Annotated in this window: 18 protein-coding genes and 1 pseudogene; 10 read left to right on the top strand and 9 right to left on the bottom strand. The window is 71.1% G+C overall.

The window, feature by feature from the left end; translation table 11 throughout:
• A pseudogene (locus GJ634_RS08950) lies at positions 1 to 271 on the bottom strand (hypothetical protein); the annotation flags it as partial.
• 81 nt (positions 272 to 352) lie between these two features.
• Between GJ634_RS08950 and GJ634_RS08955 the strand changes: the two are divergent.
• Positions 353 to 646: a DUF6432 family protein gene (locus GJ634_RS08955; RefSeq protein ID WP_157502298.1), complete on the top strand. Its 294-nt coding sequence runs from the start codon at positions 353 to 355 to the stop codon at positions 644 to 646.
• 54 nt (positions 647 to 700) lie between these two features.
• Complete coding sequence (locus GJ634_RS08960; RefSeq protein WP_157502300.1) at positions 701 to 1789, top strand: aminomethyltransferase family protein; 1089 nt, start codon at positions 701 to 703, stop codon at positions 1787 to 1789.
• Here GJ634_RS08960 and GJ634_RS08965 read toward each other — a convergent pair.
• The 4 genes from GJ634_RS08965 to uvrA form a co-directional block, all read right to left on the bottom strand.
• Entirely contained in the window at positions 1782 to 2861 is a 1080-nt protein-coding gene (locus GJ634_RS08965) for a geranylgeranyl reductase family protein (RefSeq protein WP_157502302.1), read from the bottom strand. The genes GJ634_RS08960 and GJ634_RS08965 overlap by 8 nt on opposite strands.
• Before the next feature lie 39 nt (positions 2862 to 2900).
• Complete coding sequence (locus GJ634_RS08970) at positions 2901 to 3557, bottom strand: lactate utilization protein (protein WP_331714078.1); 657 nt, start codon at positions 3555 to 3557, stop codon at positions 2901 to 2903.
• Between the two features lie 93 nt (positions 3558 to 3650).
• Positions 3651 to 4343 (bottom strand): HNH endonuclease, encoded by a 693-nt coding sequence (locus tag GJ634_RS08975; RefSeq protein ID WP_157502306.1) that lies wholly within the window; start codon positions 4341 to 4343, stop codon positions 3651 to 3653.
• A gap of 238 nt (positions 4344 to 4581) precedes the next feature.
• Positions 4582 to 7554, bottom strand: a complete 2973-nt coding sequence (gene uvrA / locus GJ634_RS08980; protein ID WP_157502308.1) for an excinuclease ABC subunit UvrA — start codon at positions 7552 to 7554, stop codon at positions 4582 to 4584.
• A gap of 96 nt (positions 7555 to 7650) precedes the next feature.
• Here uvrA and GJ634_RS08985 point away from each other — a divergent pair, with 96 nt between their 5' ends.
• Positions 7651 to 8226 carry a hypothetical protein gene (locus GJ634_RS08985; RefSeq protein ID WP_157502310.1) on the top strand — a complete coding sequence of 192 codons (576 nt, stop codon included), beginning with the start codon at positions 7651 to 7653 and terminating at the stop codon, positions 8224 to 8226.
• Here the strand turns inward: GJ634_RS08985 and GJ634_RS08990 are convergent, their stop codons facing one another.
• Together GJ634_RS08990 and GJ634_RS08995 are read right to left on the bottom strand one after the other, a co-directional pair.
• A complete protein-coding gene (locus GJ634_RS08990) occupies positions 8227 to 9168 on the bottom strand; it encodes an alpha/beta hydrolase (protein WP_157502312.1) in 942 nt (313 codons plus the stop codon).
• Between the two features lie 49 nt (positions 9169 to 9217).
• Positions 9218 to 9688, bottom strand: coding sequence for a YbaK/EbsC family protein (locus GJ634_RS08995; protein WP_157502314.1), 471 nt, complete (start codon positions 9686 to 9688; stop codon positions 9218 to 9220).
• Between the two features lie 85 nt (positions 9689 to 9773).
• On the opposite strand from GJ634_RS08995, the gene GJ634_RS09000 reads away from it, so the two are divergent.
• Entirely contained in the window at positions 9774 to 9962 is a 189-nt protein-coding gene (locus GJ634_RS09000) for a hypothetical protein (RefSeq protein WP_157502316.1), read from the top strand.
• Between the two features lie 70 nt (positions 9963 to 10032).
• Here the strand turns inward: GJ634_RS09000 and GJ634_RS09005 are convergent, their stop codons facing one another.
• Positions 10033 to 10773: an SDR family NAD(P)-dependent oxidoreductase gene (locus GJ634_RS09005; RefSeq protein ID WP_157502318.1), complete on the bottom strand. Its 741-nt coding sequence runs from the start codon at positions 10771 to 10773 to the stop codon at positions 10033 to 10035.
• A 60-nt stretch (positions 10774 to 10833) separates the two neighbouring features.
• Between GJ634_RS09005 and GJ634_RS09010 the strand changes: the two genes are divergently transcribed.
• The 6 genes from GJ634_RS09010 (at position 10834) to GJ634_RS09035 (ending at position 15153) form a co-directional block, all read left to right on the top strand.
• Positions 10834 to 11286: a universal stress protein gene (locus GJ634_RS09010; protein ID WP_157502320.1), complete on the top strand. Its 453-nt coding sequence runs from the start codon at positions 10834 to 10836 to the stop codon at positions 11284 to 11286.
• A 1-nt stretch (position 11287) separates the two neighbouring features.
• Positions 11288 to 11899, top strand: coding sequence for an AIM24 family protein (locus tag GJ634_RS09015; protein ID WP_157502322.1), 612 nt, complete (start codon positions 11288 to 11290; stop codon positions 11897 to 11899).
• Positions 11900 to 11956: 57 nt separating this feature from the next.
• Positions 11957 to 12925: an ROK family protein gene (locus GJ634_RS09020; RefSeq protein ID WP_157502324.1), complete on the top strand. Its 969-nt coding sequence runs from the start codon at positions 11957 to 11959 to the stop codon at positions 12923 to 12925.
• Between the two features lie 297 nt (positions 12926 to 13222).
• On the top strand, positions 13223 to 13510 hold the full coding sequence (locus GJ634_RS09025; RefSeq protein WP_157502326.1) for a hypothetical protein: 288 nt from the start codon (positions 13223 to 13225) through the stop codon (positions 13508 to 13510).
• Positions 13507 to 14652, top strand: a complete 1146-nt coding sequence (locus GJ634_RS09030) for an LVIVD repeat-containing protein (RefSeq protein ID WP_157502328.1) — start codon at positions 13507 to 13509, stop codon at positions 14650 to 14652. The genes GJ634_RS09025 and GJ634_RS09030 overlap by 4 nt, the downstream gene beginning before the upstream one ends.
• A gap of 129 nt (positions 14653 to 14781) precedes the next feature.
• Complete coding sequence (locus GJ634_RS09035; RefSeq protein ID WP_157502330.1) at positions 14782 to 15153, top strand: NifU family protein; 372 nt, start codon at positions 14782 to 14784, stop codon at positions 15151 to 15153.
• Here GJ634_RS09035 and GJ634_RS09040 read toward each other — a convergent pair.
• Positions 15150 to 16382, bottom strand: a 1233-nt coding sequence (locus GJ634_RS09040; RefSeq protein ID WP_157502332.1) for a DUF402 domain-containing protein, incomplete at its 5' end; no start/stop codon positions are given. The genes GJ634_RS09035 and GJ634_RS09040 overlap by 4 nt on opposite strands.

Below are 16382 nucleotides of genomic sequence, written 5' to 3' on the forward strand. Positions count from 1 at the left end.
CGCCCGCGTCCGGCGTCGCGTCGGCGGCCGGCTCCGCGGCGGGCTGGTCGGGCTCCGGCTCCTGCTCCGTGGACGCCTCCGCCTGCTGGCGTCGCTCGGACTGGAGGGACCGGACCTCCGTGTTCTCGCTGGTGACCTTCTCGGAGCCACACCGCGCGCACTCCTTGAGCTCGCGTTCGGTCACGACCACTTCGTCGCCGCGCTCCTCGCGGTCCCGCTCGACGAACGCCTCGCCGTAGTCGTGTCCGAGCAGGGAGCACCTGAGACCCATTAGGACGGCAGTATCCGAGCCAGCGGCAAAAGACTACCGCTCGGGGATACTGCTAAGGCGCCGGCAGTCCTCGGTCGGGGCATGCACGTCAAACCCGAGTATCGCGACCGCGCGGAGACGGAGGTGGCGGTACTCGAGGCGCTCGTCGACCGGCCGAGCGAGGGGATGACGCTGTTCGAGCTGCGCTCGCACGTCGACGCGAGCATCGACGAGCTGGAGGACGCGCTCGGCGCGCTGAAGGACGACGGCCTCATCGACGCCGAGGAGGACGGCAACCGCACCGTCTTCCGCGCCGACGACCGCGTGTTCCCCGACGGCGACGAGCAGGACGAGCCGTCGCTGCTGGAGGAGCTGCGGCGGCGCATCGGCCTGTAGCGGCGGGCAGCGGAACCCGGTGGGTTTACCCGCGCGAACGCCGAGACTCCCCGTATGACAGTCGTCAGGGACCGCCACGAGGACCACGGCGCGTCGTTCCGCGAGGTCGCGGGCCGCGCGCTCCCCGAGGAGTACGGCCGCTCCGAGCGCACCCACCGCGCGGTGCGAAACGCCGTCGGCATCACCGAGCACGCCTTCGACGTGGTCGTCGTCGAGGGCGCGGACCGCCGCGAGTTCGTCGACGACACGGTGACGAACCGCGTCCCGACCGAGGACGGCGAGGGCGTCTACGCGCTCCTGCTGGACCCGCAGGGCCGGATTCGCGTCGACTGCTACGTGTTCGCGACCGGGGACAGCCTGCTGGTGTTCTTCCCCGCGGGCGAGGGCGAGGCGGTCGCCGAGGAGTGGAGCGAGCGGACGTTCGTGCAGGACGTCGACGTTGAGTACGCGACCGACCGCTTCGGCGTGTTCGGCGCGCACGGCCCGAAGGCCACGGAGAAGATCGCGAGCGTGCTCGGCGGCGCGAGCCCGCCCGAGGAGCCGCTGCGGTTCGTGCGCGGCGCGATGGAGGAGGGCGTGACGGTCATCCGCGACGACGACCTCGCGGGCGAGGAGGGCTACCTCGTCATCTGCGCGGCCGCGGACGCCGACCCCGTCTTCGAGACGCTCGTGGTGCGCGGGCTGAACGCCACGCCGTTCGGCCGGCGGACGTGGGAGACGCTCACGCTGGAAGCCGGCACGCCGCTGTTCGAGACCGAACTCGAGGGCCGCGTGCCGAACGTGCTCGGCCTCGACAACGCCGTCGACTACGAGAAGGGGTGTTTCGTCGGACAGGAGGTCGTCTCGAAGGTGCGGAACCGCGGCCAGCCGAGCGGCCGACTCGTCGGCCTCGTCGCCGACGACCTCCCGGAGGCGGGCGCGACAGTCGCGCAGGACGGCGGCGACGTGGGCGAGGTGACGCGCGCCGCGGTCAGCCCGCTGCGAGAGGAGCCGATCGCGTTCGCCGAGGTGAACTACGACGTGACGGGCGGCGACGTGACCGTCGAGACCGGCGACGGCGACGCCGCCGCGGAGATTACTGACCTGCCGTTCGTGGAGTGCACGGGGCGCTCGGCGCGCATCCCGGCGTACGACGCTACTTGAGGAGCGCGCGGAGCTGCGCGGTCGAGAAGAGGCTCGTCGGCTGGTCCATGTGAACCCCGATTTCGCCCTCGAACAGCCGCATCCCCGCGCGCTGGACGGGCTCGGGCGCGGAGTACCCCTTGCGGACGAGGTGGCCGAGCTGGATGTCGCGGCCGAGCTCGTCGCGCCACGCGGACTCGTAGTTCGAGAGCGTCGTCGGCCGGTCGGGGTCGACTTCGCGCGCGGCGCAGTCCGCCGCCGTCATCCCGTAGAGGATGCCGCCGCCCGTGAACGGCTTCGTCTGGCCCGCGGCGTCGCCGAGCAGGAACCCCCGCGTGCTCGTGACCCGGTCCGGGGGGCCGATGGGGATGATGCCCGAGCAGCGGTGCTCCACGTCGACGCCGTAGTCGTCGACGAGCGCGTCGAACAGCGCGGGGACGTCCTCGCCGGGCGCGGCCGCGAGCCCGTACTCGACGCCGCCCTCGCCGCGCGGGATGCGCCACGCGAAGAACTCCGGCACCGTGAGGTGGACGTCCACGAAGTCCGCGTGGTCGGGCTCGGGGTCGAACGCGAGCGCGCCGTGCAGGAACTCGTCCGGTTCGGGGAGGCCGAGCGCGTCACGGACGCGGGAGCGCGGGCCGTCGCTGCCCGCGACCATCTTCGCGGTCACGTCGAACGTCTCCTCGGGGCCGCGCACCGTGAGCTCCACGCGGTCCGGGAACTCCTCGACGCCCGTGACCGTGTGCTGTTCGCGGACGTCCGCGCCCGCGTCCCGGGCGGCGTCCGCCAGCACCTTGTCGAGTTGCACGCGGTCGACGGCGTTCGAGATGGGGTCGTCCTTGTAGAACGGGTGGGCCTCGGAGTCGGCGCCGCCGAGGTGGAAGCGAGCGCCGTGGATGGCGTTCTGGAAGAGCTCCTCGCGGGCGTCCTCGGGGACGAACTCCCAGACGTCGAGGCTGACGTGCCCCGAGCACGCCAGCGGCTTCCCGAGCTCGCCCGACTCGAAGGCGACCACGTCGTAGCCGCGCTCGGCCGCTCGCCGCGCGAAGCGTGCGCCGGCGGGGCCGACGCCGACGACTGCGAAGTCGTACATTACCGACTCGTACGTGCCGAGACAGAAAAGAGGCTTCGCTCAGTACCCGAGGGTCTCCTCGACGAGCACGACCGTCGTCCGGCCCTCCGTGCCCTCCTGCCGGTAGACGAGCTCCTTCGCGGGCGCGCTCTCGACGCCGTAGGCGTCCTGGGCGCGCTGGTTCTCGAACTCGTAGGCGTACTCGTGGAGGCGCTCGCGGGCGGCCTCGACGTCCTCGACGATCTTGTTCACGCCCGCGACGAGCAGGAGGTTCTTGGCGGCGAACGGGTACGCGCCGACGCGGCTCCCGGAGAGGTCCGCGGCGACGAGCGTGCCGTCCTGCGCGATGCCGTTCACGCTGCCGAGGAAGTAGTCAGCGGTCTGGGCCTCGCGGCGCGCGGCGTCCCGCTCCTCGTCGTCGTCGATGCTCCAGATGTCCGCCGCGAGGTTCTCCCAGTCGTGCTCGCCCTCGTTGAGGTAGTCGTCGAACCCGACCTCCTCGAGGGTCGTCGAGTGGCCGTTCATCACGGACGCGCCCGCGGGAATCTCGTCGACGAGCACGTCGAGGGCCGCCTCGGCGTCCGCGACGACCTCGACGTCGAAGCCGCTGGCTTCGAGGTTCTCGACGGTCTCCGCGAGTTCGTCGTCGGTCGGCTGGCTGTCCCAGTCGTCGTCCACGTCGACGTCGTCGACGTAGTCCGCCTTTCGTTGACTCACACTCGCGTACAGTCGCTACCCGGAAAAGAGCCTGCGCCCACCGGCGAGTCGCGCCCGAACGAGTTACCCCGGCGTCACCGGGTTCGTAGGCCGTCACCACCAGTCGAGCGCCCGATTCCGCCGTTCGAGGTACGACGGGTCGAGGCGGTCGGGCCCGACGTCGACGCGTTCGCCGTCCCGCGCCACGAGCGTCCGGCGGAGGAGGTCGCTGTCCGTCTCGAACGACGGCGCGACGCGGAGGCGGAAGTCGGCGTCGAGCGTGTACAGCCCCGCGTCGAACGCCGCGTGGTGGGTCTTGTCGAGCGCGACGACGTTGGCCGGATCCGTGCGCAGCGACTCGTGGTCGCTCCACGACAGCACGTGTGCGACGTCGAGCAGGCGCGGGTGGTCGACGCCCGATATCGGGCACTCGGTGTCGTACCGCGCGAGGACGGCGTCGCGGAACGCGGTCGGCAGCGAGCGAGCGCCGACCGTCGTCTCGTACTCGCTGGCCTCGTACTGCCAGTCGTCCCCGGCTGTCGCCTCGCTACCGAGCGGCTCCGCCGTCTCGCCCAGTTCGAGAATCCGGTAGGTGCCGTCGCCGTCCACGAACGCGACCTCCCCGCGGTCGCCGAGCTGCTGGAGCACCTGCCGGAGCTTCGCCTCCCGGTTGTGGTTGTCGGGGAACTCCTCGCGGAGCACCGGCAGCAGTTGGTCGTACAGCTCCTGCAGTTCGACGACCCGCCACCCGGTGTCCTCGCGGTACCGGGCGAGCTCCCGGCGGACGACGCGGCGCCATCGTGACATGGCCCCCGCTTCGGATCGCCCGATCTAAAGTGTTCGGCGGCGGCCCGCCAGCGGCGTGGCGCAATCATCCGCGAGCGATCGCGGGCGCCGAGGACCCCCGAAGTGGGGTTCTCGTGAGTGGAGTGAACGAGAGCTCGTCAGAGCTCTGCTCTGACGGGGGTCCGACGGCGCTTTTTCCGCAAGTTTTTGCTGAGCGGGGTGCGCCGCAGGCGCACCCCCGCAGCGCAAAAAGTGCGGTCTAGTCGTCGTCCGCTGTCGGCGCGGCCTGCTCGTCGGCGGCGGGCTTCTCGCGGTCGCTGCGCGGCCCCTCGAGGTCGATTTCGGGGAGCTTGTCGCGGAGGTAGCGCCCGGTGTGGCTGTCGTCGTCGCGCGCGACTTCCTCGGGGGTGCCGGCGGCGACGAGGTCGCCGCCGTGTTCGCCGCCCTCGGGGCCGAGATCGACGACGTGATCGGCGTTCTTCACGAGGTCGAGCTCGTGCTCGATGACGACGACGGTGTTCCCGCGGTCGGTGAGCCGCTGGAGGACCTCGATGAGCTTGCGCTCGTCGGCGCTGTGGAGGCCCGTCGTCGGCTCGTCCAGCAGGTAGAGGGTGTCCCCGGAGTCCTTCTTCCCGAGCTCCTCGGCGAGCTTGACGCGCTGGGCTTCCCCGCCGGAGAGCGTGGTGGAGGGCTGGCCGAGCTTCATGTAGTCGAGGCCGACGTCCATCAGGAGCTTCAGGCGGCGGCCGAGCCGCGAGTCCGCCTCGAAGAACTCGTAGGCCTCCTCGACGCTCATGTCGAGGACGTCCGCGATGGTCGCGCCCTTGAACGTGACGTCCAGCGTCTCGTCGTTGTAGCGGTCGCCGCCGCACTCCTCGCAGGGGACGTGGACATCCGAGAGGAAGTTCATCTCGATCTTCTGGGTGCCCTGCCCGCCGCAGGCCTCACACCGCCCGCCCTTGACGTTGAACGAGAACCGGCCCTTCTCGTAGCCGCGCTGCTTGGCGAGCTTGGTCTCCGCGAACTTCTCGCGGACGTAGTCGAAGACGCCGGTGTACGTCGCCGGGTTGCTGCGCGGCGTGCGGCCGATGGGGGACTGGTCGATGAGCCGCACCGTCTCGACGTTGTCGACGCCCTCGATGGCGTCGTGATCGCCGGGGTCGACGCTCGTGTTGTCGTTCATCTCGCGGGCGAGGCCCTTGTAGAGGATGTCGTGCATGAGCGTCGACTTCCCGGAGCCCGAGACGCCGGTAATGGCGGTGAACGCGCCGATTGGGAGGTCGACGTCGAGGTCCCGGAGGTTGTGCTGGCGGGCGCCCCGAATCGTCAGCGTGGCCTCGTAGTCGCGGCGCTCGTCGGGGACGGGAATCTGCTCGCGGCCCGCGAGGTAGTCGCCGGTGACGGAGTCCTCGGCGGCCATCAGGTCCTCGACGTCGCCGTTCGCGACGACCTCGCCGCCGTGGCGGCCCGGCCCCGGCCCCATGTCGACGACGTTGTCCGCGCGCCGCATCGTCTCCTCGTCGTGCTCGACGACGACCAGCGTGTTCCCGAGGTCCCGGAGCTCCTCTAGGGTGTTCAGGAGGCGGTCGTTGTCGCGCTGGTGGAGGCCGATGGAGGGCTCGTCGAGGACGTACAGCACGCCCACGAGCCCGGAGCCGATTTGCGTGGCGAGGCGGATGCGCTGGCTCTCGCCGCCCGAGAGCGTGGAGGCCTCGCGGTCGAGCGTGAGGTACTCGAGGCCGACCTCGGTCATGAAGCCGAGGCGCGCGCGGATCTCCTTCAGAATCTCCTCGGCGATTTTCCGGTCGCGGTCGTCGAGGTTGTCCTCCATCCCCTCGAAGTGCTCGAGGGCGTCCCCGATGCTCATCCGGTTGACCTCGGTGATGGGCGTGCCGTCGACGAGCACCGCGCGGGACTCGGGCTTCAGGCGCGTGCCGTCACACGCCGGGCACGTCGTGACGGACATGTACTCCTCGATGTGGTCGCGGGTGCTCTCGGAGTCGGTCTCCACGTAGCGGCGTTCGAGGTTCGGGATAACGCCCTCGAAGGGCTTCTCCTTGCGGCGCACGCCGTTCTTCGTGTTCCGTTTGAAGACGACGTCCTCGTCGGTGCCGTAGAGGAACGCCTGCTGGACGTCCTCGTCCAGTTCTTCGAACGGCGTGTCGAGGCTGACGCCGAAGTGCTCGGCGACCGAATCCAGCCGCGTCTGGTAGTACGACCGGTTGTAGCTCCACGCCTCGAAGACGTGTTTCACCGGCTTGCTCTCGTCGACGACCACGAGGTCCTCGCTGACCTCCTTCGTGTTCCCGATGCCCTCGCACTCGGGACACGCGCCGTGCGGGCTGTTGAACGAGAACGACCGGGTCTCGATCTCGCTGATGTCGATGCCGCAGTGCGTGCAGGCGAGGTCCTCGCTGAACTCCACGACGAAGCGGTCGTCGCCGTCGTCGTCCGCGAGGTCGCCGGTGCTCCGGGCGGTTGCGCCCCCGAGTTCGAGGTCCTCGTCGGCGTCCGGCACGACGACCTTCAGCACGCCGTCGGCCTCCTCGAGCGCGGTCTCGACGCTGTCGTTGATGCGCGAGCGGTTGTCCTCGCTGACGGCCACGCGGTCGACCACCACGTCGACGGTGTGGTCGTAGTTCTCGTCTAACTCGGGGCGGTCGTACGCGAGGTCGTACTCCTCGCCGTCGACCTCCACGCGGGAGTACCCCTCGCTGACGAGGTCGTCGAAGCGGTCCTCGAAGGCGCCCTTCTGGTCGCGGACCACGGGCGCCGCGATTTTGGCCTTCGTCCCCTCGGGGAGTTCGAGGATGCGGCGGACCATCTGCTGGGCGGACTGCTCGCCGACCTCGCGGCCGCACTCGGGGCAGTGCGGGACGCCGACGCGGGCGTACAGCAGGCGGAGGTAGTCGTGGAGCTCCGTGACCGTCCCCACCGTCGACCGGGGGTTGTTCGCGGCGTTCTTCTGGTCGATGCTGATGGCGGGCGAGAGCCCCTCCACGGACTCGACCTGCGGCTTGTCCATCTGCCCGAGGAAGTTCCGGGCGTACGCCGACAGGCTCTCGATGTAGCGGCGCTGGCCCTCCGCGTAGATGGTCTGGAAGGCCAGCGACGACTTCCCCGACCCGGAGAGGCCGGTCACCACGTTCAGCGACTCGCGTGGAATCCGCACGTCGAGGTCGTCGAGGTTGTTCTCCTCGGCCCCGCGGACCTCGATGTAGTCGTCACTCATTCGCGGTCTAGTACCGCGCGAGCCAGTGAAGGTCTGTCGGTCCCGGTGACCGGGCGAACCCTTTTGTCGGCGCACGAACCACCCGAAAACGGACAGATGCCCTCCACGTACGACATCTCCACGGTCGACCTCGACGACGACCGCTACGAGGTCAAGCAGTCCCTCATTCGGAACAAGTACGCCGTCCGCGACAGCGACGGGGACGTCGTCCTGCGCGGCAAGCAGAAGCTGTTCAAACTGAAAGAGCAGTTCCCGTTCGTCACCGGCGACGGCGAGGACGCCTTCGCCGTGAAAGCGGGCGGCATCGTGGACGTCGCGGGGAACTACGTCATCGTGGACGCCGGCACCGGCGAGGAGATTGTCGCGCTCGACGAGGACCTCTCGCTGTTCGTGGAGAACTGGACGGTACGGGACCCCGAGACGGGCGAGCCGCTGGCGACGATTCGCTCGAAGAGCAAACCGCTCTCGGCGCTCCGGCACGTCGTCGGCCTCGCGAACCTGATTCCGAACAGGTACGAGATATTCGACGCCGACGGCGACCACGTCGGCGACATCCGCGGGAGGTTCTCGCTGCGGGACGCCTACACCGTCACCGTCGACGACGCCAGCGGCGTCCCGAGGGAGGCCGTCGTCGCCGCGGCGTGTATCCTCGACGCGCTCGAGAACCAGTGACTACGCGTCGAAGGCCTCGCGGAGGTCGGCAGCGACCTCCGCGACCGCCTCGTGGGCGCGCTCGAGCTCGGGCTTCGAGAGCATCGTCGCGAACCCGTGTATCACGTCCTCGTACTCGACGTGGCGCGTGGGGACGCCGTCCGCCGCGAGCTGGTCGGCGTACTTTCGGCCGCCGTCCCGGAGCGGGTCGAAGCCCGCCGTGAGCACGGTCGCGGGCGCGACCCCCGATAGGTCGCAGGCGTTCGTCGGGTCGCCGTAGGGGTTGCGCTCGTGGACCTCGGAGCGGTAGTAGCACTCCCGGAACCACCGGAGGTCGTCCGCTGTGAGCACCTTGCCCGCGTGCTCACGGACCGACTGCTGGTCTTCCTCGACGCCGACGCCCGGGTAGAGGAGGTACTGGTAGGCGATTTTGGGGCCGTCGCGTTCCGCGGCCATCAGCGACGCGACGGCAGCGAGGTTGCCGCCAGCGGAGTCACCGACGACCGCGAGGTCACCCGTGCCCGCGAGCGCGTCCGGGTTGTCGGCCGCCCACGTGAGCGCGGCGTACGCATCCTCGACGGCCGCCGGGAACGGATGCTCGGGCGCCAGCCGGTAGTCGACGGCCATCACGACGCAGTCGCTCTCGCGCGCGAGGTGCCGGCAGAACAGGTCGTGCGTCTCCAGGCTCCCCATCACGAACCCGCCGCCGTGGTAGAAGACGACCGTCGGGAACGGCCCGTCGCCCGCGGGCCGGTAGAGGCGCACGGGGAGGTCGCCAGCAGGTCCGGGAATCGTCCGGTCGACGACGCGCCCGACCTCCGGGGGGTTGCGGTTCTGCCACCAGCTCGTCGCGCGCTCCAGCAGCCGCAGCGGCCGCACGCCCACCGAGCGAAGCGACGTCAGGCCGAGCCGCTCGCGGCGCTCCATCGCCGCGCGCGCCTCCGGGTGCAGCTCCTCGTCCATACGTGACAGTCTCGTGACGGCAGCAAAAAGGTCGGGCTGCCGGCAGCGCTCACTCCGCGACGTCGACCGGCTCCGCGCCCGAAAGCTCCCGGAGGCGCTCGGGGTCGACCGGCCAGACCGCCGTCGGCGTGCCGGCCGCCGCCCACACCTCGTCGTGGTCGAGGAGCGTGTCGTCCAGCAGCACCGGCACGTCCGTCGCGTGGCAGATGGGCGGCACGCCGCCGATGCTCCAGCCCGTCGCCTCCTTCACCTCGTCCGCCTCGGCCATGCGCGCGTCCGCGGCGTCCCGGTAGACCGCGACCTTGTCGAGGTCCACGCGGTTCGCGCCGCTGGTCACGACGACGACCGGCTCGTCGTCCGCGACCACGACGATGCTGGACGCGATCTGCGCGACGTCGCAGCCGACCGCGTCGGCCGCGTCCGCCGCCGTCTTCGTCCCCTCGTCGAACTCCTCGACGTCCACGTCGACGCCGTACTCCTCCCTGGCCCGCGCGACGAACTCCGCGGCTCGCTCGTGCATGACCGGCGTGACCGAGTGCTGGAGCAAAGGTGTACCGCTCCGGGCAAGCAGGTGGGTTCTTCCGTGCGAGCGCGGTAGTCGGCGCATGGCCGAACAGTCGGTGCTCGCGCGCCTGCTCCCCGTCGCCGGGACCGCGTACCTCGTCTACCTCGCGAGCCAGCCGCCGCCCGCGCGCTGGGTCGGGCTCGCCTGCCTCGCCGTCGTCGTGCCGTTCCTCGCCGGCTGGGTGCTCGGGAACGCCTTCGGCGTCGGGCCGTGGAGCGACAGCGAGTGAGCCGCTCGCTCCGCTCGCGAGCGCTCACGGCACAGCCGTTCGCGCGTCCCGGGGCGCGTCGCGCCCCGCGTCACACGTCTTCAGGCAGCCACCCGCCGTCGACTTCCACGTTCTCGCCGGAGACGTAGTCGGAGTCCTCGTCGCAGAAGAACCGGACCGCCTGCGCGACGTCGTCGGTCGACGCCCAGCGGCCGCGGGGGGCGTCCTCGGGGAACTCGTCGGAGGTCTCGACGACGTACGGGGAGACGGCGTTGACTGTGATGCCGTCGTCCTGCGTGTCGGCGGCGAGCATCCGCGTGAACATCAGGACGCCCTGCTTGGCGGCGAAGTACGGGAAGTTCTTCGGGGAGACCAGCCCCTTCTCGGCGGACGCGTAGCCGACGTTGACGATGCGGCCCCACTGCTGGGCGCGCATGCCGTCGAGCGCGCGCTTCGAGCAGAGGTACGTCCCCGTGAGGTTCGTGTCGAGGACGCGGTTCCAGTCCGCGAAGTCGATGTCCTCCCAGTGGGCGGGCGCGAAGTCGCCGACGTTGTTCACGAGCACGTCCACGGTGCCGAGTTCGGCCTCGGCGGCGTCGAAGATGCCGTCGACGCCCTCCGGGTTCGTCACGTCGCCCTGCACGGGGACGGCGGCCGGTGCGCCCCGTTCGCGGGCGTCCGCGGCGGTCTCGCGCGCTTCTTCGTCGCTCGTGTGGTAGTGGACGGCGACGCTGGCGCCGCAGTCCGCGAGCGAGAGGCAGAGCGCGCGACCGAGTCCCGTCGCGCTGCCGGTGACGAGCGCGGTGCGGTCGGTGAGGTCGGGAGCGAGCATGCGTCGTACTCCCGCGCCCCGCGGGATATTCTTATGGGGTTCCCGGGACAGGCCGCAGACATGGCTATCGAGAACCTGCTGTTGGCCGTGGGACCGAGCGACGACGAGCGAATCGAGCCGCTGGCGCGCACCGCGACGGACGTCGCCGGGCCGGCGGGCGCGACGGTGACGCTGGCGCACGTCTTCACGCGCGAGGAGTACGACGACACCGCCGACCGGCTCGGCTTTCAGGACGGCGACGAGGTGACCCCGGACGCGGTGGCGCGCCGCCACGCGACGATTCGCGACCTCGGCGAGCACCTGAGCGACGCGGGCGTCGACTACGACGTGCGCGGGCACGTCGGCGAGCACGGCGAGAGCATCGTGGAGGTCGCGGACGACGTGGACGCCGACATCGCGGTCGTCGGCGGGCGGAAGCGCTCGCCCACCGGGAAGGCCGTCTTCGGCAGCACCGCCCAGACCGTGCTGCTGTCGGCGCCGTGCCCGGTGACGTTCGTGCGCGGCGACCACTGAGATGGACGCGTCCGTCGAGGACGGCGCGGCGGGGCTGCTCGTCGTGGAGCTGGCCGCCGGCGAGAGCGTGCTCGCGGCGTCGGGCGCGCTCGTCGACTACGTGGGCGAGCTCCGCGTGAAGCAGGCGCGCGAGGGCGTGCTGCGGTCGGTGGCGAACGCCCGCCACCGCGAGCGCACGCCGGTCCGCGTGACCGCCGACGCGGCGACGACCGTCCGGTTCGGGCCGGGCCACCGCGGCAGCGTCGTCGCGGCCGACCTCGGCGAGAACAGCGTCGCGGCGACCCGGGAGTCGTTCGTCGCGGCGACCGACGACGTCCGGGTGGGCGCCGACCGCGTGGGCGACGCGCCGGCTCGCGGCAGCGGCCTCTTCCTGACGACCGTCGCGGGCGACGGCACCGTCTACCTCGCGGGCCGCGGGCGCGTCGAGCGCGTGACCGTGCCCGAGGGCGACGAGCGCGTGGTGGCGGCCGCGAACGTCGTCGCCTTCGACGCGGACGCAGACGTCTCCGTGGAGCGCGTCGGCGCGACCGAGGACGCCGCGCCGGCCTGTCGGATTCGCGGGCCGGCGCGGGTCTGGACGGCGACGCGGCCCGCGCCCGCGGCGGGGAACTAACGCGGCTCCGAGTGAAAGCTGTGCAGTTAAGTGCGAGGGCGACCCCACTCGATGTAGATGCCGTACTACGTCGGCGTTGACCTCGGCGCGACGAACCTGCGCGCCGCCGTCGCGGACGACGACGCCACCGTCGTCGCCACTGACAAGCGCCCGACCCCCCGCGGGCCGACGGGGATTCACGTCACGGAAGCCGTCCTCGACGCCGTGCGCGCGGCCTGCGAGGACGCCGGCGTCGACCCCGGCGACGTTCGGGCCGCGGGCATCGGCAGCATCGGCCCGCTGGACCTCGCGGAGGGCACCATCGACGGTCCCGCGAACCTCCCGGACTCCGTGGGGACCGTCCCGCTCGTCGGCCCGATTTCGAACCTCATCGACGCCGAGCGCGTCTACCTCCACAACGACACGATCGCGGGCGTCATCGGCGAGCGCTTCCACGCCGACAGCAACCCCGACGACATGGCGTACGTCACCATCTCCTCGGGCATCGGCGCGGGCGTCGCCGTCGACGGCAACGTCCTCGAGGGGTGGGACGGGAACGCCGGCGAACTCGGCCACATGCTCGTCGACCCGCAGGGCCGCCGGACGTGCGGCTGCGGCCGGGACGGCCACTGGGAGGCGTACTGCTCGGGGAACAACATCCCCGAGTACGCCCGCATGCTCGCCGAGGAGGACGGCGGCGTCGACACCGCGCTCCCGCTGGACGACGCCGAGTTCTCCGCGAAGCACGTCTTCGAGCACGCCGGCAGCGACGAGTTCGCGAGCCACGTCGTCGACCAGGTCGGCTTCTGGAACGCGATGGGCATCACGAACCTCGTGCAGTCGTACGCCCCGCTGGTCGTCTACGTCGGCGGCGCGGTCGCGCTCAACAACCCCGACCAGGTGCTCGACCCCATCCGCGAGTACATCGACGAGAGCGTGTTCAACAACGTCCCCGAGATTCGGCTCACGTCGCTGGGCGACGACGTCGTGCTCCACGGCGCCGTCGCCTCCGCCATCACCGGCGGTACGGGCGAGCGAACGCGATAACCCCCTCTCCGACTTGCCCGCTCTGTCTCCCGACCCGAGCAACCGCACGACAGTAGCAACCGCCACAACCCACGGCCACGGGGTGGACTGAAAGGGGCGGCGGGCTCGCGCTTGCTTGGTCGTCTCGCTGGCCACTATCCCGAGCAAAGCGAGGGATATGCCAGCGAGCGACCGCGAGCCCGCCGGGGCTTTCGAGGAGGTAACAACACGAACGAGAGACGCAAGAACGAGAGAACCTAGAAATCAAGCAGAGCGAACGCCCGCAGGACTTTTCCACGCAACCGCCGGAGGGGGCGTATGCGACGACGAGACGTGCTCCGCGCGAGTGCCGCCGCGGCCGCCCTCCCGTTCGCGGGCAGGACCGTCAGCGCCCGGCAGTCGGCGTTCGAGCCGCTGGGGGTGCTCGACCTCGACGGAACCAAGGAGGTCGTAGTGGGCGACGGCGGGGAGACGGCGTTCGTGGCGACGACCGACGGCATCGCGACCGTGGACGTCTCGGACCCCGCGGACCCGGAACTGCTCGCTCGCGTGGCGCCGCTGCTGGAAGACCACGAGGACGGGCCGATGCGGATGTCTACGACGTGAAACACGAGGGTGACACGCTCGTCGCGGTGGGGCCGGCGAACCCGACCCAGACCGAGACGGTGCAGGGCGTGGTGGTCTTCGACGTGAGCGAGCCCGCGAGCCCCGAGCAGACGGGGTTCTACGAGACGGAGTTCCCGATTCACAACGCCTACCTGCAGGACGGCGTGGCGTACCTGACGGCGAACGACGGCGCGAAGAACCCCGCCGTCTTCGTCGATATTTCCGGGGACGCCATCGAGGAGGTCGGCCGGTGGTCGACCGTCGACCACGACGAGCGCTGGCGGGACGTCTATTCGTCCTTACGGACGTGCCACGACCTCTACGTCCACGGGGACACGCTGTACGTCGCGTACTGGGACGCGGGGACGTGGCTGGTGGACGTCAGCGACCCCGCCAGCCCCGAGTACGTCAACCACTTCGGCCACTACAGCGTCGAAGAACTTCGAAAGCTCTCGAACACCGAGGCGGGCCGTGAGAGCTTCTCGATGCCCGGCAACGCCCACTACGTCGCGGTGAACGACGACGCGTCGCTGCTCGCGTCGGGCGCGGAGGCGTGGGACGTCGACACCGAGGACGCCGACCCGGGGCAGGGCGGCATCGACCTCTGGGACGTCAGCGACCCCCGGAGTCCCGAGAAACTGTCGTTCATCGAGCCGCCGCCCACTCCCGACGGCAGCCGAGACGGGACGTGGACGACCAGCCACAACTTCGAGTTCCGCGGCGACCGGCTGTACACGTCGTGGTATCAGGGCGGCGTGAAGATTCACGACGTCAGCGACCCCGCGAACCCCGAGGAGTTGGCGTGGTGGCGGCGGCCCGACGAAGCCCGGTTCTGGACGGCGCAGTACGCCACCGAGGAGGCGTTCGTCGCGGGGAGCATGGGCGGTCAGACGTACGACGCGGGCGTCTACACGTTCCCGAACCGCGCGGGCGAGCAGGCCGACCCGCCGGAACTGGCGACGACGACCGTAGCGACGAGGACTGTGACGGCCAAGGCGACCGAGACCGCGACGCCGACGGCCACCGCGACCGAGACCACGACCGGCGAGTCCGGGGGCGGCGTACCCGGATTCGGCGCGCTCGCCGCGCTCGCGGGCGTCTCTGCGGCCGCGCTCGCCGCGTGGCAGCGCGACGACGACTGACGCGCGTTTCGAGGGGCGAGGAGTCGCCCGGACCGTCCGCGAACGCAGTCGAAACGGACGGGTCCAACACGAACGTTGCCTAGCGTCCCAACCGAAAGTACATCACTCCTCGAACCCGAACACCCAGTCATGAGCGAGACAGCGGGCGCGGGGAGCCTCCACGAGCGCGTCGAGACGTGGCTCACCGCCCAGATGCCCATCATCAGGAGCCACGGCGGCACCAGCGCCGTCCGGAAGGCCGACCCGTCGGACGGCGAGGTCGTCGTCGAACTCGGGGGCGCGTGTTCGGGCTGTGGCATCAGCCCGCGGACCGCCCAGCGCATCAAGATGGACCTCGCGGCGGAGTTCGACGAGGTCGAGGACGTGGTCGTCCGGTTCACGGACGGCGACGGCGGCGGCTGGGGCGGCGACCAGCCGGAGAGCTACATGGGCGTCGACCGCAACGAGGGCGGCCGCGGCGGCCGCGGCGAGGGCAGCCCGGACTCCGACTCGCACTTCTAGTCGTCGCTGACCGCGGCGCGCACGCGCTCGGCGACCGACAGCGCCTGCTCCGAGAGCTCCTCGCCGACCAGTCCCGCGTCCACGCACTCCCGGAGCTCGTCCTCGTCGACGACGTCGACCGTGCCGTCGGCGTGTTTCACGACGTCGACGTGGAGGTCGACGTAGCGCACGGCGTCCGGGAACACCTCGACGGGCGTGGAGACGTTGAGGTACGTGCCCTTGACCTCGCCGTCGGCGCCCTCGTAGACGGTCGGGTACCACCAGTTCCCCTCGGTGAACCGCGTGGTGGCGACGTCGCCGTCCTCGCGGGGGACGCCGAGTTCGTCGTAGGCGCCGCCGGCGGTCATCTCGCGGCGGACGGTGACGCGGCCGGCGTCGCGGTCGCGGTCGGTGACCTCGCCGCGGCCGAGCGTGATGAGGCGGCCGTCGGGCTTGCCGTGTTCGATGGCGACGAGGTCGCCCTCGGTCGGCCCGAACTGGTCGGTGACGGCGCCGAACGGGAAGCCGTCCGTGTCCGCGCCGAGCGCCTCCGCGAAGTCGACGGCGCCGCTGGCGGCCTCGCTGCCGGCCTTGACGCGGTGGTGGCCGTCCAGCGTCGCGGTGACCTCGCGGCGCGCGTCGTCGAGCGCGAACCGCGAGTCGCGGCCGAACCACGCCCAGACGGTGCGCTCGGGCGCTGCGACGCGGTACGGCGCGGTGTCGCCGGGCGCGGGCGCGTCCGCGACGGCTTCCCGCAGGCGGTTCGCCAGCGAGACGAGGTCCTCGAGGGCGTCCCCGAGCGCGTCCATGCTCGCGCCGTCAGCGGCGTAGTGCCACTGGACGCCCCACTCGTCGGGGACGTCGGGCGCGAGCAGTTCCGTCGTGCGCGCGAGCTCGTGGTTCCGGGAGCCGTCGGGCGTCCCGGCGACGAGCGCGTCGACGCCGCGTTCGAGGCTCGCGAGCCCGCCGATGGCGCGGAGCTGTGTGCCGACGACCGAGCGGTCGTCGTGCCACCACGGGTTCGGGTCGTGGACCTGCACGCGGAGGTGGTCGCCCTCCTCGACGTGCTCGTCCGTGGCGTCGAACGGCAGGTACCCCTCGTGGTCGCTGGACAGCGCGACGACCGCGCCGCCGCGGACGGTGCGCTCGACGACGGCGTTGAAGACGGCGCCGCGGGCCGCGCGGTCCGGCCAGCAGAACGTGTCGACGCCCGCGTCCCCCACGACGTCCAGCACGTCCGCGGCGTCCTC

It is taken from the genome of Halobacterium sp. CBA1126, assembly GCF_009741975.1.
Classification (GTDB): domain Archaea; phylum Halobacteriota; class Halobacteria; order Halobacteriales; family Halobacteriaceae; genus Halobacterium.

Bases quoted from the DNA above. Each gene is read 5' to 3' on its own strand.
- GJ634_RS08955 (WP_157502298.1), top strand. From the start codon at position 353: ATGCACGTCAAACCCGAGTATCGCGACCGCGCGGAGACGGAGGTGGCG.
- GJ634_RS08960 (WP_157502300.1), top strand. From the start codon at position 701: ATGACAGTCGTCAGGGACCGCCACGAGGACCACGGCGCGTCGTTCCGC.
- GJ634_RS08965 (WP_157502302.1), bottom strand. From the start codon at position 2,861: ATGTACGACTTCGCAGTCGTCGGCGTCGGCCCCGCCGGCGCACGCTTC.
- GJ634_RS08975 (WP_157502306.1), bottom strand. From the start codon at position 4,343: ATGTCACGATGGCGCCGCGTCGTCCGCCGGGAGCTCGCCCGGTACCGC.
- uvrA (WP_157502308.1), bottom strand. From the start codon at position 7,554: ATGAGTGACGACTACATCGAGGTCCGCGGGGCCGAGGAGAACAACCTC.
- GJ634_RS08985 (WP_157502310.1), top strand. From the start codon at position 7,651: ATGCCCTCCACGTACGACATCTCCACGGTCGACCTCGACGACGACCGC.
- GJ634_RS08990 (WP_157502312.1), bottom strand. From the start codon at position 9,168: ATGGACGAGGAGCTGCACCCGGAGGCGCGCGCGGCGATGGAGCGCCGC.
- GJ634_RS08995 (WP_157502314.1), bottom strand. From the start codon at position 9,688: ATGCACGAGCGAGCCGCGGAGTTCGTCGCGCGGGCCAGGGAGGAGTAC.
- GJ634_RS09000 (WP_157502316.1), top strand. From the start codon at position 9,774: ATGGCCGAACAGTCGGTGCTCGCGCGCCTGCTCCCCGTCGCCGGGACC.
- GJ634_RS09005 (WP_157502318.1), bottom strand. From the start codon at position 10,773: ATGCTCGCTCCCGACCTCACCGACCGCACCGCGCTCGTCACCGGCAGC.
- GJ634_RS09010 (WP_157502320.1), top strand. From the start codon at position 10,834: ATGGCTATCGAGAACCTGCTGTTGGCCGTGGGACCGAGCGACGACGAG.
- GJ634_RS09015 (WP_157502322.1), top strand. From the start codon at position 11,288: ATGGACGCGTCCGTCGAGGACGGCGCGGCGGGGCTGCTCGTCGTGGAG.
- GJ634_RS09020 (WP_157502324.1), top strand. From the start codon at position 11,957: ATGCCGTACTACGTCGGCGTTGACCTCGGCGCGACGAACCTGCGCGCC.
- GJ634_RS09025 (WP_157502326.1), top strand. From the start codon at position 13,223: ATGCGACGACGAGACGTGCTCCGCGCGAGTGCCGCCGCGGCCGCCCTC.
- GJ634_RS09035 (WP_157502330.1), top strand. From the start codon at position 14,782: ATGAGCGAGACAGCGGGCGCGGGGAGCCTCCACGAGCGCGTCGAGACG.